The organism is Lacrimispora sp. YZC11 (genome assembly GCF_057543815.1).
This window is the reverse complement of record NZ_BAAJYQ010000020.1, coordinates 236,268-252,822: the sequence shown is the minus strand read 5'-3', so window position 1 is coordinate 252,822 and position 16,555 is coordinate 236,268. Positions and strand designations below refer to the sequence as shown.

Sequence of the window (16,555 nt, the reverse complement as noted above, 5' to 3'; positions counted from 1 at the left end):
CCACCTTACTATATAGATATCATACCACTTTTTTTGCCTGCAGCAAACCATCAAGAGTCAAATTCACCTCTAAAACATTGACGGCCGGTTCGCCGATAAACCCAAGAAAGCGTTCCTTCGTACAGGTCTTTATAATGCTTCTCACTTCTTCCTCTGTCATGTCCCTTGCTGCCGCGATTCTTGCCACCTGGTATTCCGCCGCCTCAGGAGAAATATGAGGGTCAACGCCGCTTCCTGAGGCCGTAACCAGATCCATGGGAATATCCGCCTGATTGTCTGGATCAAGGGAATGCCACCAGCTTATGCGGTCCAGAACAAGCTTTTGCTGCTCTTCGCTGACAGGGGAGAGGTTTGATACGCCTGAGGGCCTTCCAATCAGGTACCCGGGCTTTGTAAATTCCTGAGCCAGCCACTGGGACCCGTATTCCTTTTGTGTTCCGTCCTTTTGAGCCACAACTATCATGCTGCCGCCCGCCTGGTCCGGAAACAAAAGCTGGGCGGCGCCCGTGACAGCAGCCGTATAAACGGCGCCGCACAATACGGTCATTATGCCAAAACATACGACGGCGGCTCTAAATAATTTCATGGTTTTCATTGTATCCATTCACCTCACGTAAGACCGCATGCGGTCAGAATCATATCAATCAGCTTAATTGCGAGAAAAGGCGCACAGATCCCGCCAAGACCATAGACCAGTAAGTTCCTTGCTAACAGCTTTTCAGCAGGCAGCTCCCGGTATTTTACCCCTTTAAGTGCCAGGGGAATCAGTGCGATAATAATCAGCGCGTTATAAATGATCGCTGAAAGCATGGCACTTGTGGCACTGGTCAGCCTCATGAAATTCAAGGCTTCAAGCTGGGGATAGATGCCGAAAAACAATACGGGAATGATGGCAAAATACTTTGCCACATCGTTTGCCACACTAAAGGTCGTCAAGGAACCTCTTGTCATTAAAAGCTGCTTGCCGATCCGCACAATATCGATGAGCTTGGTGGGACTGGAGTCTAAATCCACCATGTTTCCTGCCTCTTTGGCAGCCTGTGTGCCTGAATTCATGGCCACCGCAACATCTGCCTGGGCCAGGGCAGGAGCATCGTTTGTACCGTCTCCTGTCATGGCGACCAGATGACCTTTGGCCTGGTAATCACGGATGAGGGCCAGCTTTGCTTCCGGCGTGGCTTCCGCAAGGAAATCATCAACGCCCGCTTCTGCAGCGATAGCAGCAGCTGTCATAGGATTGTCGCCGGTGATCATAATGGTTTTGATGCCCATTTTACGCAGATCTTCAAAGCGTTCCTTTACGCCGTTTTTCACAATGTCCTTTAAATAGACCACACCCATTACCTGGTTGTTCTTTGCCACCACAAGGGGGGTGCCTCCTGCCTCAGCCACGCGTCTTACCAGGTTCTCACATTCCTCCGGGTATTTGCCGCTCTTTTCCATCACATATGCTTTGATGGTATCGGCAGCACCCTTCCGGATCTCATTCCCCTGATAGTCGATGCCGCTCATCCTAGTCTTTGCCGTAAATTCCACAAAACTTGCCCCCAGGGTCGAAAGCTCCCTGCCCCGTATCTCAAACCGTTCCTTTGCCAGTACCACAATGCTTCTTCCTTCCGCTGTCTGGTCAGCAAGAGAGGACAACTGCGCCGCATCGGCAAGCTCCTGCTCTGTGACCCCAGCCACCGGCATAAATTCGCTGGCCTGACGGTTTCCCAGGGTAATGGTCCCGGTCTTATCAAGCAGCAGCACATCCACATCACCGGCAGCTTCAATGGCCCGCCCGCTCATTGCCAGAACATTGGCCTGATTTAAGCGGCTCATGCCCGCTATGCCGATAGAAGAAAGAAGCGCGCCAATGGTAGTAGGGGCAAGGCATACCAGAAGGGCAATGACATTGGTGATGGAAATGGCGGAACCAGAGCCCGCCTGAAGGCTTGCAAAGCCGGTAAAGGGCCGCAGGGCTGCCGTAACCACAAGAAAGATGATGGTAAGGGTTATAAGCAAAATCTGCAAAGCCACTTCATTGGGCGTTTTCTTTCTGGCTGCGCCTTCCACCATGGATATCATTTTATCAAGGAAGCTTTCTCCTGCTTCCGCTGTTACTTCAATGATCAGCCAGTCAGACACCAGGGTGGTTCCTCCTGTGACAGCGCTTCGGTCGCCGCCTGATTCCCGGATGACCGGAGCTGATTCCCCGGTAATGGCGCTTTCGTCCACAGAGGCTGCCCCATCGATCACTTCCCCATCCATCGGAATCTGCTCCCCTGCCCTGACATATACGACATCACCCTTTTTCAGGGTATTGGAAAGGACCTCAGTATAATCGTCAATATTAGAAGGGGATTTCAGTTTTCTTGCCTTAACGTCCTTTTTGGCACTGCGCAGACTGTCTGCCTGTGCCCGTCCACGACCCTCTGCAATGGCTTCTGCAAAGTTGGCAAACAGAACAGTAAACCATAAAATCAGGGATATGGTTAAGGTATAACCCGAATTTTCATCCTTAAGACCTGCAAAGGAAAGAAAATACAAAACACCGGTCAGGACCGCTCCTATATAAACTACCAGCATGACAGGATTTTTCACCTGCACCCTGGGAGACAGCTTGATAAAGGACTGCCTCAGCGCATCATAAAAGATGCTTTTGTCAACACTCTTTTTTTCCATTTTAATCACCTTCTATCACTTCATTGTAAAGAAATCGGCAATCGGACCAAGTGCCAGCGCCGGTAAAAAGCTCAGCGCGCCTATGATGAGGATAACTCCGATCAAAAGTCCAACAAATATTCCATTGCTGGTGGATAATGTGCCCTCGCTGACGGCAACAGCCTTTTTCTTTGCCATATTGCCGGCAAGGAAAATGACGGCTGTCATGGGAATGAACCGGACCATCAGCATAATGATCCCACCTAAGATATTTGTAAACGGGGTGTTCCCATAAAATCCTCCAAAGGAACTGCCGTTGTTATTAGCCATGGAAGAAAAGGCATATAAAATCTCCGAAAATCCATGGGCTCCTGAATTGGTCAGCCATGACCGGGCACCAGGCATGGAGACGGCGGCAGAAGTTCCTATAAGCGTTAGAAGCGGGGGGACGAGAACGATTAAACAAACCATTTTCATATCAAAAGGCTCTACCTTTTTCCCCAGATACTCCGGAGTCCGGCCAACCATTAAGCCTGCTATAAATACTGTAAGGAGCACAAATGCAAGCATTCCATAAAGTCCGCTTCCCACGCCGCCGAATACAATTTCTCCAAGCTGCATGAGGAACATGGAAACCATTCCCCCAAAGGGAGTAAGGCTGTCGTGCATGGCGTTCACAGAACCGTTGGACGCCGCCGTGGTCACCACTGCCCATAATGAGGAAGCACCGACGCCGTGAACCACTTCCTTGCCCTCCATGCTGCCGGAGGCTGCTGCGTGTTCAAACACAGGCGCCGCAAACTGTTCGCTTATGGTTGCTGCAGCAAGAGCGGCTATAAAGAAAATCATCATGGCAATGTAGATTGACCGCCCCTGCCTGCTGTCTTTTACTGCCCTTCCAAAGCTTACGCAAAGAGCCGCAGGAATCAGCAGAATGGACAAGGCCTGTATAAAGTTGGAGAAGGCAGTTGGATTCTCAAGAGGAAACGCAGAGTTCATCCCAAAGAAGCCGCCCCCGTTTGTTCCAAGCTGCTTGATCGCAATCTGGCTTGCCGCAGGGCCTAAGGGAATTGTCTGTAAGGCCCCATTTTCCAGCATGGCAACTTCTTTATAGGAACCAAATGTCTGTACAACCCCTTGTGAAACAAGCAGCAAAGCCACGAGAAAGGAAATCGGGATCAGGATGTAAAGCGTGGACTTAACCAGGTCCGCCCAAAAATTCCCAATTGTTTTTTTCTGTTTCAGGACAAAGCCTCTGATCAGTGCAAAGAGGACGGCGATTCCCGTTGCGGCTGACACGAAGTTCTGGACCGCAAGACCCGAAAACTGGGTGAAATAGGACAGGGTGGATTCGCCTGAATATGATTGCCAGTTGGTATTGGAAATAAAGCTGGCAGTAGTGTTAAAAGCCAAATGCCAGCTGGTTCCTTTCATCCCCTCCGGATTAAATGGCAAAAATCCCTGAAGCATCAATAATCCGAAAAGAAAAACAAAGCCTGCTCCGCTGAATAAGAAAACAGAGATCGCATACTTTCCTGCATTCATCTCTTCCTCGGCGGAAATGCCCATCAGCTTATAAATCCCTTTCTCCACAGGAGCAAGGACCGTAGTCAGAAAAACCCTTTGCCCAGACATAACCTTGTATATATAAATACCCAATGGAATGGACAATCCAACTAAAACAGCAATATAAAATATGTCTTGCATAACAATATGGCTCATAACTGGTCACCTCGAAATAAAATATAAAATAAATAAATTAATAACAAAACACCGATAATGCTTACCAGCATCAAAACAGCTCCCATGATATCATCTCCTGATCCTTTTATTTTTCTTCTCCCTATGCTCACAATCATATCAGAGAAATAATCAAGACGGTGTCAAAATGAAAAGGCACCATGTCAAGAAGTTGTCAAGATAATGTCTTCTATGCATCCTTCCCTGAAAAACCGCAAAATAAAACACACCAGGGCCCTCCCTCCATGGTGTGTTTTATTATCATTGATTATAAAAACCGAGTATACGTTTTGCCAGACTTTCTGAATCCAGTTCATGCTCTCTTAGCAGTTCCCTTGCAGAGCCGGATCTTCCATAGACGTCATTAATGCCTATCTTTAAAACAGGGACCGGATAATTTTCAGACAGAGCATCACACACTGCATTTCCTAACCCACCGATAATGGAATGCTCCTCCACGACTGCAATCTTCCCGGTCTTTTTTGCTGACTGAATCACTAAATCCTTATCCAAAGGCTTAATGGTATGGATATTTATTATTTGTGCATGAAGCCCTTTTTCCGCCAATATTTTCTCTGCTTCCAGCACTTCATTTACCAGGATCCCATTTGCAATGACAGTAATATCCCCGCCCTCTTTTAAAACGACCCCTTTCCCAATCTCAAAATGATAGTTCTCCCTCAGATTAATGAACGGAACAGGGACTCTTCCAAATCTTAAATAAACAGGCCCCCTATGTTCGTATGAAGCTTTTACCGCCGCTTTTGTTTCCATGTCATCAGAAGGGCATATGACAACCATTCCCGGTATGGTCCTCATGAGAGCAAAATCCTCATTGCATTGATGAGTGGCTCCATCCTCTCCAACTGAGATCCCGCCGTGAGTGGCCCCAATTTTAACATTTAATCCGGGGTATCCGATGGAATTACGTATCTGATCAAAAGCACGGCCCGCCGTAAACATGGCAAAGGAACTGGCAAAGGGAACTTTACCTGTTAAAGACAATCCTGCTGCAACTCCCATCATATTACACTCCGCAATCCCGCAGTCAATATGCCTGTCAGGAAATGCTTTTCTAAAAAAGGCGGTTTTTGTTGCCGAAGCCAAATCTGCGTCCAATACATATAGATCTTCATGGGCATTGCCTAATTCTACTAATGCTTCACCATAGCTGTCCCTGGTTGCTTTCTTTATGATCCCTGACATAATAACATCCTTTCCCTTTCCAATTCATCCATGGCAAGCTGATACTGTTCCTCACTAAGTACGCCGCTATGCCAGGACAGATTATTTTCCATAAATGAAATGCCTTTTCCCTTTATTGTTTTTGTAATGATAACCGTTGGTTTCCCTTTTGTCTGCTTTGCCGCTAAAAATGCCTTTTCCAGTTCCTCAAAGTTATGGCCGTTGACAATCATGGCTTGAAACCCAAACGCTTCGAACTTCTTATCAATGGGATAAGGAGAACAGATTTCTTCCACGGTTCCGTCGATCTGGAGATTGTTATTATCCACAATCACTACCAGATTGTCTAATTTCCTGTGGGCTGCAAACATAGCAGCTTCCCATACCTGCCCTTCCTGTATCTCCCCGTCACCTGCCAGAGTATAGACACGGTAGTTTTCAGAAGAAAGCTTCCCTGACAAAGCCATCCCAGCAGCAACTGAAATACCCTGTCCCAAGGAACCACTGGACATATCCACACCAGGTGTCTTCTTCATATCCGGATGCCCCTGCAACCTGGAACCTATTTTCCGAAAAGTCGATAGTTCATCCACAGGGAAAAATCCCCGCCGGGCCAGAACTGCATAATATCCCGGCGTTATATGACCCTTGGATAAGACAAACCGGTCACGGTCTGCTTTTCCTGCATTTTTTTCATCTATGTTCAACTCTTTGAAAAATAAATATGTCAGTATATCTGCTGCGGACAAAGACCCGCCCGGATGTCCGCAGCCCGCATGGTATACGGCATCAATGATTCCTTTTCGAATATCATTGGCTATTAATTTCAACTCCATATACTCCATTCCAATCCCTCTTTCTACAATATCTTACAGCCAATTTATGTCTTCCGGTGAAAGAAGAGCTGCAATGCCTGAATATACCACCAAGCATTACAGCCTTCTATATGTATTTATTATTTTGTTTCTTTTTTGCCGGATTTTCCAACTGAGACAGCTATCATGACTGCCAGTACCCCAAATACAAATATGGTAGCTGCTATAGGCCCTAATTGCCCGGCTTTTCCGATTAAGAATCCGGAAGCTATAAAATCCAGATCAGAGAAGGTTGTTCCCTGGTAGCCCAAATCTCCTAAAAGAGGCATTAACAAAAGCGGTGCAAAGGTCAGCATTAAACCATTGATAAAAGATCCGAATACAGCTCCTTTTACCCCTCCGTTGGCATTGCCGAAGACTCCCGCCGTGGCGCCGCAGAAGAAATGAGGCACAACTCCCGGCAATATGATGATTCCGCCGGTGAGAATAAGAATCACCATACCTACGATCCCGCCTACAAAGCTGGAAAAGAAGCCAATTAATACGGCATTTGGTGCAAAGGTATACACAATCGGGCAGTCCAGCGCCGGTTTTGCATTGGGAATCAGCCTTTCCGAAATACCCTTGAAAGCCGGCACAATTTCTGCAAGGATCAGACGCACTCCCTGTAAAATAATAAATACCCCTGCCGCAAACTGAATTCCTTTTGTAATGGAAAACATAATATAATTTGTTCCGTCTGACCAGTTGTTTTTTACATAGTCCGGTCCGCAAAAAAGTGCAAGAATCAGATAAAAAATAACCATGGTCAGGGAAATGGAAACGGAACTGTCTCTTAAAAATGCAAGTGATTTGGGGAATTCTATCTCTTCCGTTGACCTTGAATTTTTTCCTACTAATTTACCTATCATTGCAGAAGACCAATATCCGATTGTGCTGAAATGACCGAAAGCCACATCATCGGATTTTGTTATCTTTTTCATTGTCGGCTGTGCCAGGGCAGGGAATAACACCATAACAATTCCAAGTGCGACCGCCCCCACCACGACTGTCATAGCCGTAGACATGCCGATGGTAATTAAGATAACACCAATCATACAAGCCATGTAAAGAGTATGATGTCCAGTGAGAAAAACATATTTAAACCTGGTAATACGGGCAATTATAATATTTGCGAACATACCGAAAAACATGATCAGTGCAGTAACCTGGCCATACTCTTTTAATGCTACCGCAATAATGGCCTCGTTATTTGGCACAACTCCTGCCGTATGAAATGCCTCCTGAAACATTCCTCCTAAAGGAGCCAAAGATGCAACGATCACATCTGCTCCTGCCGATAACACAATAAAACCAAGAAATGACTTTATCGTACCTCTGATAGTATCTGCTGCAGGTTTCTTTTGCAGCAATAAACCGATAAATGCAATTAATGCCACTAATACTGCCGGGGTTGAAAGAATTTCCTGTATTATTTTTAATGCAGCCATTGTCTTCTCCTCTCTTTGCACAATCAGATTACATTCAGTTTCTTTAAGGCCTCTTCCAATTTTTCCTTTAGTTCTTTTTTATCCAGCAGGTTATCCAGTTCCACGACTCCTTTCAGATGAGTCATTGCCATTGCGATATCTCTTCCCGCAATAAAGACATCTGCTGCTCCCGGCGTCGCTCCCCCTAAATCACTGTGATCCACCTCAATACCTGCTGCACCAATCTCCTTTAGCACATTCTTTATATTCATCTCCATCATAAAACTGCTTCCAAGCCCTGAACCGCAAACCGCCAATATCTTCATATGATTTCCTCCTCGCCTTTTTATTCTTCTTCCATATCAAGCAATTTGATGACATCCTCCGCTGAGCTGCAAGCTACTAATTGTTCCCTGGTTTCTTCATTCGTTAAAATATTAGATAGTTGGGCAAGCGCTCTTAAATGAGTGTGATTATCAATGGCCGCCAGGGTAATGAATACCTTGACCGGCTTTTGGGGATTATCCAGCACGCAGACTTCTTCATCCAGCTTTAAAAAACTCATTCCAAGCATATGGACCCCTGTATTATTCTGTGCATGGGGAATTGCCACATAGGGACATATAACGATATAAGGACCAAACCCCTTTACATTGTCTATCATTGCATTGATATAATCTTCTGTTATGGAACCATTCTCCAATAAAGGCTTAGCTCCCAGACAGATTGCTTCCTCCCAACTGTTTGCACTGGAAGCAAATTGTATGGTTTCCTTCGTAAGAAGATCTTTTATCACAGGTAATCCTCCTTTCCCGATGCTTTCTTTTTTATATTGCTTCTGCAAGAGGTTTTTTAAGCCGCCGCTTAATCCCTTCCAATCGTGAATCACTGCGTATTTCTCTACGATTTCCAAAATTGAATGAACTGTTAAATTGGCTTCTGACTTGATTCCAAATACCGAAGAATATACCGCTTCACTGATTATAAACTTTTCTTCTACCGTTAAAATGGGAGAGGATATGAACAAATACTTCTCCGGAGGCACATCAATCCCCTCTGTCGTGGAAAAAACCATATCATAAGTTTCCGGCGGAATTCCTTTGAATTCTTGTGCATTATAAGTATCCGCAAAATGTATTTCAGGAAAAATTTTAATTAATTGGTTTTTCATCATAACAGAACTGGCAAGTCCGTTCTGGCATACGATAACCGCTCTTTTCCTGATCTTATCCTGATCCGGCAAATCCATTACCGTCATAAAATGTAAGGCAATATAGGCAATCTCATCATCTGGTATAAAGCAGTCCAAATAGTCCCCAAAGGGCTCCAGCACTAATCTGCATATGTCAAATACCTCTCCGAACTCTTTTTTTACCTGCATCAATGCCGGATTCACTACCGGTATCCCATATTTCAGCCGGAAATAGGCCAAACGTAAATGCACAAGCATATTTTCTGATATGCCCGCTTTCTTCTTCACCACTGTTCCGGTAATAACTTCAAAACGGTTGATCAGGCTTTGGGACATCTCCTGTAAAAACATGGTCTCCTGATCGTAAAGCTGGAAATACATTTTATCGCCCAAAGTCATGCTTAATAAAAGTACAAATAAATAATCAATCTCTTCTTTTGGCAAATGAAACATCCGTGACTCATAAAAGGTGGTTACAGCTGCATAAAAAGGGAGGTGGTTCCACATAGGTTCATGGATCAGAGGGGGTGAGTATGTAATGGACTGACAGTGATAGGTCAGTAAACTAATAAAATAAATCACCTGGATTAAATATTCCTTCATAATCGGCAGGCTGAATTCCTTAATAAACGACTCGATCTTGTCTTTTGTCTCTTCATATATAACTTCAAAGGAATTATCCGAAACTGCCAGTGAAATTAATTTTTTACATAGAAAATTGTCCTTTAAGTTAATAATTGCAAGCAATACCAGAGAACGGATTTTAATAGGCTCACCTTCAAAGTAATAACCCAATTTTCTGGAGTATTTTAATTCCACCTTATACTGCCGGCCTATCGTTGAAATTTTCCTTAAATCACTTAAGATTGTATTCTTGCTTGATTGCAGGTTGATTATAAAATGATTCAGACCCAAAGGTTCCCTTGTACAAAAAATCTGAATGCAGATAATCCAGATTTTATTTTCCCCATTGACAATGATTTTCTGATGGGGCAGGTTTAGCCTCATTACTTTGCTGATCGTTTCTTTATTGATCAGAAATCTTCCTCTTGATAATCTGATTAATTCAATCCCGTTATCTTTCAGCAGCTCATTGATCTTACTCACATCATATTCAATCTGCCTTTTGGAACATCCTAATAAATCCATGGCTTTGTTAACAGAAAAATTTCTGTCACTCAGCAAATACTGCAATAAATTGAACGCGCGCTTTTCAATAACTTGCATTGCCCCACCTCTTTTATGCAATATATCACTGACTTTCTTTAATTATTATAATTAAGCATTATTTTCTATATTAATTGATACCTAAATTTGTCTTTTAAAAACCAACAAAAATGTGCTCATATAAAACACAAAAAAATGAGGGCGATCGATGGATCGCCCTCAAGAACATCATAACCGTAAATAAACTTTTCAAATACCACGGATCATTTCTTTCCCATAAACACCACAATGGACCTAGGCGGAACCAGAAATCGTTTCCCTTCTGCCGCAGGCTCTTTTCCTTCCGGATACATGCCGTTTCCTTCCCCTTTATCCGTATGAAAAACCACATGCCACTGTTCCTTCTTAGGTAAATTGGGGAGATCAAATTCATGAGGCTCCCAGTGCATGTTATAAGCCACATAAAAGTTGTTATCGACCGTACCATCCGGTTTTCTTCCATATTCCCCACAGTAAAAGATCCCAAGCTGGCGCCGGAAATTATCAAATTCCGGGCACCATGCCTTTACTCCATGATAGGAAACATCCGGAAATCCGCATGCCAGATAATCCATGATCCTTGGCTCCTTCGGCATATGGAACACTGGATGAGCCTTTCGAAAGGCGATCACTGCCTTTACAAACTCCAGGATATCCTGATTGGTCTTAACCAGATTCCAGTTCAGCCATGACACCTCATTATCCTGGCAATATGCATTATTATTGCCTGACTGGGAATTGCCGAATTCATCTCCAGCCATAATAAGGGGCGTTCCCTGGCTCAAAAGCAAAAGAAGGAATGCATTGCGAAGCTGCTTTTTTCGAAGTTCCATCACCTTTTTCCGCTTTGTGGGTCCTTCGACTCCGCAGTTCCAGGAATAATTATAGGGACTGCCGTCAAGGTTTTTCTCCCCGTTTTCCTCATTGTGTTTGGTATCGTAAGACACCATATCCATCATGGGAAATCCATTGGTATTGGCCATATAATTGATGACACCGTACCCTGCCGGATTTCGCCTGGTGCGGGAAGCAAGGTTTTTCATCTGTTCCTCGTCTCCCTTTAATACCCGGCGCATATCCACCAGAAAACCGTCATTATACTCACTTAAGTGCTTAATCTTTCCTTCAAATGCCGGATCCCAGGAAACCGCAAACAGCTTGATCCGGCTTAAAAAGGGATCCCGGCCAAGAAGGTCCAGGGGCAGGGTTCCCACCAGATGGATTCCGTCCACATGGAATTCATCCGCCCAGAACCGGACCGCATCAAGTACAAGAGAAGGCGGTTCCTTTCCGGTAAAGAAAAGCTCCACGATCAATTCCAGACCTTCCTTATGAAGAACCTTTATAAGACTTTTAAGCTCCAGAGCCGGATCCTTTTCAGAGGCGTAGGAAGCCTTTGGAGCAAAGTAATAGCCTGACGTATATCCCCAATAATTCAATTTTCCAACAGGTTTATCCACACCAAAAGGGTCTCCGTACCCACGTTCCTGCATGATGACCTCAGAAAATTCATTTACCGGCATCAGCTCCACCGCAGTAATGCCCAATTCTTTCAAGTAAGGGATTTTCTCCCGTATGGCATCAAAGGTCCCTTTATTCTTTACTTTGGAGGAGGCATGCTTTGTAAACCCCCGGTTATGGAGCCGGTATATGATACTGTCCTCATATGGAACCTGAGGAAGCTTGTCCTCTTCCCAGTCAAAATCAGCAAACTCAATGGGAGTTCTTAAAAGGCTTGAAGCGTGTTCAAGATCCCCCCATACCTCCCGTCCGGTAAAACGCTTTCCATAAGGATCAGAAAACAGCTTACCATCGATTTCAAAGCAGTATTCCAGATTTTCAAAATCCTCTCCAAGAATGGTCATGCTCCATACATCACCTTTTCTAGACTCTGCAGGAAAGGAAAGGGTGTGAACCGGCGTTTCTTCTCCGGCCTTAAAGATAAGGACCCTGCATTCCTCTCCTTCCGCAGCCACACACAGGCGTATTCCACCGGATACCTTTGAAAGCCCCATAGAATCGGTTCCCATCTCATGCTTTGCAATCTTGTACTGTCCCATACCGCTTATCTCCTCCGTCTCTTGGTCCGATCCCGGAATAGTTCCTGCTGACTTTTACCGTGCTTCCTATTGGTTCTCAATCTGTTCTGCCAGGTCGTTTAGATACATCCAACGCTCCATTTTCTCTTCCAGCAGCCTTTCCTGTTCTGTCTTTTCCTCCATCAGCGCATTCAGTCTGCTGTAATCGCGGGCAGCTTCTCCCATCTGACTGTCCAGGGCTTCGATCTTTCCCTCCAGGGCCGCTATATCCTCCTCTATGGTATCCCATTCCTTCTGTTCTTTAAAGGAAAATTTAAGCTTCCGCTCTCCCTTTGGCTTTTCCTTGCTCTTTTTTTCCGTGGCTTCCGAATTTTTTGCAGCTTCCTCATCCTGACCTGGAATACCTTCCGGATATTTCTCCTGAAATGCCGCCTGATAATCGGTAAAGCCTCCCTCATACTGGCTCACCCGGCCCTGGCCTTCAAAGGCAAAGATGCGGTGGACCACCCGGTCCAGAAAATAGCGGTCATGGGAAACCGCGACCACGATCCCCTGAAAGCTGTCAAGATAATCCTCTAAGATCGTTAGCGTCTGGATATCCAGATCATTGGTCGGCTCGTCAAGTAAAAGAACATTCGGCGCTTCCATCAGGATCCGGAGTAGATAAAGCCTTCTTTTCTCCCCGCCGGACAGCTTACTGACAGTGGTATACTGGACGCTTGAGGGAAACAGAAAGCGTTCCAGCATCTGAGAGGCGCTGATGCTTCCATCCTTTGTCTTAACATACTCCGCAACGTTCCGGATGTAGTCAATGACTTTTACGCTGCCATCCATGTCTTCGCTTTCCTGTGAAAAATAACCCATTTTCACGGTCTGTCCTATGGTGACAGTTCCGGCGTCAGGATCCAGCCACCCTGAAATGATCTTCATCAAGGTGGATTTACCGCTTCCGTTAGCCCCAATAATGCCGATTCGGTCATTTTTCAAGAAAACATAAGTGAAGTCCTTCATCAGCACCTTTTCTCCAAAGGCTTTGGTGATTTCATTAAGCTCTACCGTGGTACGCCCCAGGCGGCTTGAAACGGAATCCAGTTCCACCGTCTGATCGATCTTAAGCCCCTCCTGGTCACGAAGGTTCTCATAACGCTGGATATGGGCCTTCTGCTTGGTAGAACGCGCTCTGGCTCCCCGCTGCATCCATTCCAGCTCCACTTTAAGGATGGACTGGCGTTTACGCTCTGTGGCCGCCTCCATGTCCATACGCTCTGCCTTCAGCTTTAAATAGCCTTCATAATTCTCCTGATAGTTGTAAAGCTTTCCCTTATCCAGTTCTACAATCCGGTTGGTAACGCTGTCTAAAAAATACCGGTCATGGGTCACCATCAAAAGCGCCCCTCTAAAGCGCTTTAAATAATCCTCCAGCCAGTCCGCCATACTGCTGTCTAAATGGTTGGTCGGCTCGTCAAGGACCAGTAAGTCGGTATTCCCAAGAAGAACACTGACTAATGCCACCCTTTTTCTCTGTCCTCCTGACAGGATCTCCACCTTTGTATCAAATTCCGAAAATCCCAGCCTGGTCAGCATGGACTTTGCCTGGCTTTCTAAATCCCAGACATGCTCATGCCCTTCATTGTCCCGGACAATGCTCTCTAAAATGGTATCGCCTTCATGAAAAATTGGATTCTGGGACAGAAAACGGATATCTAAATTCCGCCCCTTTCCCACGGTCCCCTGATCCGGCTCCTCAAGCCCTGCCACGATCCGGAGCAATGTGGATTTCCCGGTTCCATTAATGCCGATCAACCCGATCTTTTCTCCTTCATTGATGCTGAAGCTGGTATCATCAAAAAGCAGACGTTCCGTATATGATTTTGTTAAATGTTCAATGGTCAGTAAATTCATTCCTTATCGTTCTCTCCTGTCTGGTACTCTCTAACGGATCACAAGCTCCACAGGGCAGTGGTCGGAGCCTAAGACCTCGGTATGGATGGCTGCGCTTATAAGCCTGTCCTCTAAGCTTTCAGAAACACAGAAATAGTCAATGCGCCAGCCTGCATTTTTCTGTCTGGCACTAAACCGGTAAGACCACCAGGAGTACACGCCTTCCAGCTCTGGATAGAAATAACGGTATGTGTCAATAAAACCATTTTTCAAAAGGAGAGTAAACTTCTCCCTTTCGTCATCGGTAAAGCCTGCATTTTTCCGGTTGGTTTTAGGATTCTTTAAATCGATTTCCTTATGGGCCACATTTAAATCTCCGCAGAAAATCACCGGCTTATTCTCCTCCAGCTTTTTTAAATAGGCAAAGAAAGCCTCCTCCCAGGTCATCCGGTAAGGAAGACGAGCCAGCTCATTCTGGGAATTAGGGGTATAGCAGGTAACCACATAGTATTCCGGATATTCAGCTGCGATCACCCGGCCTTCCCTGTCATGTTCCTCTACGCCGATTCCATAAGTCACTGACAAAGGTATCTCCTTCGTAAATATGGCAGTCCCTGAATAGCCTTTCTTTTCCGCATAATTCCAGTACTGATGGTATCCGGGAAGCTCAAGTTCGATCTGTCCCTCCTGAAGCTTGCTTTCCTGGATACAGAATACATCCGCATCTACTTCGTTAAAATAATCCAAAAAGCCCTTGTCCACGCAGGCGCGAAGGCCGTTTACATTCCAAGAAATCATTTTTTTCATTGTTTTTCACCTCTGATAAAAGATAGAAATAGTATATCATTTTCCCGTGGAATAAGAAAGGGAAGAATTTTAATTCCCGGCCTTTGGCAATTACCGTTGACGAATCCACTTCTTTTGAGATATTCTAATAATAATGGAAGGGAAGGCGTTTCCAATACTTGAATGACCTGGAGATGGCAGCCTGGGAGTTGTGATGAATCACTTAAGTATCAGAAGTTCCATAGTATTAGTTTGACAGAATAAAAAATCATTGGGCTAAGGAGAAATATATGGAATATTGTTTAGGGATAGATATAGGCGGAACATTTATTAAATATGCATTAGCAGATGAAACGTACAATATTGTTGACCGATGGAAAGCTAAAACCAAACGTTTTGACAGCATACATGGATTTTACGATTACATATGTTCTAATATCAAAGACCTCAGCTCAATAAAGCACATAGGAGTAAGCGCTCCAGGGCTTATTGATGAATATTCCAATGTGAAATCTTATGCAGCGGCAAATGTATGCATCATGAAGGAAAGCAATGTTAATTTTGAAATAGGAAAAAGGACAAATAGAAAGGTAGCAACGATCAACGACGCCAAAGCCGCCGGCCTTTGTGAGTTGAAAATGGGAAATGCAAAAGGGAGCAGCTCTTCTGCATTTTTAATAATCGGAACAGGCACCGGTGGATGCTTATGTGATGAGAAAGGTGTTATTTATGGTAAGGATGGCTATGCCGGAGAATTTCACCACTTGCCATTCATGAATTTTAAGACTGGAACCCTTGACAGACAAGGGGATTATTCCGCAATGACAGCTCTAATTAAAATATATAATAGTAAGTCAGCTTCAGAAGATAAGGCTATCTATGGAAACGAAGTATGTGATAAATATTTAAATGGGGACAGAATCGCTACAGAAGCAGTTGATGAATGGATAAATAATATATCCATTCAATTGCTGACCATAACTGTATTTTATAATCCGGAAATCATATGTATCGGTGGAGGAATATCGGAAGAAGCCTGGTTTATTGAAGCTGTCAGAGAAAAGTTTCAGAGCGCATGCAAGAGCTTTTTTAAAGGCGAAGAATTTATAACGACTAAAATTGATAAATGCAGTTATAACAATGATTCAAATCTATTAGGCGCAATTATTAATGTAAATGAAATGCTTAAATAACATTGCAATCAGGAAATTTCAATGCAGAGAGGGTGTCTCAAAGGAGTTTTTCCTCTAAGACACCCTCAATCAGGTTCTTATCCTATCTTATTATTTCCCCTGCCACTTTTTCCGTTCCACGAACTGTCCCATAAAAAAGGCCAGAACGCCTACCCCGATACCGGTCTGGATACAAAAGAGCAGGCTTTCCACTTCTCCTGGAAGCTCCCCGTCGATGAAGGTTTCCATTACCGGTGTAAACCATGGCTCATATTCCGTTCCCTGGATTTCCGATATCATCTGGCTTCCTGCATCATCAGAACCGCCGAATTCGGCTCCCTTTAAGGCAAAGAGGGGAACCGCTGCAATCAGGAAAGCTAAAATCAGGAGAGTTGCTACGATCTTTTTGTTTTTACTGGTCATA

General features: G+C 44.7%; 13 protein-coding genes. 1 reads left to right on the top strand and 12 read right to left on the bottom strand.

Annotated elements, in window-relative coordinates; all coding sequences use genetic code 11:
- Positions 1-19: 19 nt before the first annotated feature.
- The 11 genes from AC27IJ_RS22655 to AC27IJ_RS22605 all read right to left on the bottom strand — a co-directional run bounded on the left by AC27IJ_RS22655 (position 20) and on the right by AC27IJ_RS22605 (position 14,980).
- A complete protein-coding gene (locus AC27IJ_RS22655) occupies positions 20-595 on the bottom strand; it encodes a potassium-transporting ATPase subunit C (protein ID WP_312502394.1) in 576 nt (191 codons plus the stop codon).
- A 14-nt stretch (positions 596-609) separates the two neighbouring features.
- A complete protein-coding gene (kdpB, locus tag AC27IJ_RS22650; RefSeq protein WP_312440958.1) occupies positions 610-2,667 on the bottom strand; it encodes a potassium-transporting ATPase subunit KdpB in 2,058 nt (685 codons plus the stop codon).
- A gap of 15 nt (positions 2,668-2,682) precedes the next feature.
- Positions 2,683-4,368: a potassium-transporting ATPase subunit KdpA gene (gene kdpA, locus AC27IJ_RS22645; protein WP_312440956.1), complete on the bottom strand. Its 1,686-nt coding sequence runs from the start codon at positions 4,366-4,368 to the stop codon at positions 2,683-2,685.
- Between the two features lie 279 nt (positions 4,369-4,647).
- Positions 4,648-5,592, bottom strand: a complete 945-nt coding sequence (locus tag AC27IJ_RS22640; RefSeq protein WP_487150907.1) for a transketolase family protein — start codon at positions 5,590-5,592, stop codon at positions 4,648-4,650.
- A complete protein-coding gene (locus AC27IJ_RS22635) occupies positions 5,577-6,416 on the bottom strand; it encodes a transketolase (RefSeq protein WP_487150905.1) in 840 nt (279 codons plus the stop codon). The genes AC27IJ_RS22640 and AC27IJ_RS22635 overlap by 16 nt, the downstream gene beginning before the upstream one ends.
- A 110-nt stretch (positions 6,417-6,526) precedes the next feature.
- Positions 6,527-7,876, bottom strand: a complete 1,350-nt coding sequence (gene ulaA / locus AC27IJ_RS22630; protein WP_312440953.1) for a PTS ascorbate transporter subunit IIC — start codon at positions 7,874-7,876, stop codon at positions 6,527-6,529.
- Between the two features lie 23 nt (positions 7,877-7,899).
- Entirely contained in the window at positions 7,900-8,181 is a 282-nt protein-coding gene (locus AC27IJ_RS22625) for a PTS sugar transporter subunit IIB (RefSeq protein WP_312440952.1), read from the bottom strand.
- A gap of 20 nt (positions 8,182-8,201) precedes the next feature.
- Entirely contained in the window at positions 8,202-10,274 is a 2,073-nt protein-coding gene (locus AC27IJ_RS22620; RefSeq protein WP_312502397.1) for a BglG family transcription antiterminator, read from the bottom strand.
- 203 nt (positions 10,275-10,477) lie between these two features.
- Positions 10,478-12,313 (bottom strand): alpha-amylase, encoded by a 1,836-nt coding sequence (locus AC27IJ_RS22615; protein WP_487150902.1) that lies wholly within the window; start codon positions 12,311-12,313, stop codon positions 10,478-10,480.
- 66 nt (positions 12,314-12,379) lie between these two features.
- The gene (locus AC27IJ_RS22610) at positions 12,380-14,194 is read right to left on the bottom strand and encodes an ABC-F family ATP-binding cassette domain-containing protein (RefSeq protein WP_312502400.1); all 1,815 of its coding nucleotides are present in this window, start codon (positions 14,192-14,194) and stop codon (positions 12,380-12,382) included.
- Between the two features lie 30 nt (positions 14,195-14,224).
- A complete protein-coding gene (locus AC27IJ_RS22605) occupies positions 14,225-14,980 on the bottom strand; it encodes an exodeoxyribonuclease III (protein ID WP_487150900.1) in 756 nt (251 codons plus the stop codon).
- Positions 14,981-15,249: 269 nt separating this feature from the next.
- On the opposite strand from AC27IJ_RS22605, the gene AC27IJ_RS22600 reads away from it, so the two are divergent.
- Complete coding sequence (locus AC27IJ_RS22600; RefSeq protein WP_312440947.1) at positions 15,250-16,152, top strand: ROK family protein; 903 nt, start codon at positions 15,250-15,252, stop codon at positions 16,150-16,152.
- A gap of 90 nt (positions 16,153-16,242) precedes the next feature.
- On the opposite strand, the gene AC27IJ_RS22595 is transcribed toward AC27IJ_RS22600, so the two are convergent.
- The gene (locus AC27IJ_RS22595; protein WP_312440946.1) at positions 16,243-16,554 is read right to left on the bottom strand and encodes an energy-coupling factor ABC transporter substrate-binding protein; all 312 of its coding nucleotides are present in this window, start codon (positions 16,552-16,554) and stop codon (positions 16,243-16,245) included.
- Between the last annotated feature and the right edge of the window lies 1 nt (position 16,555).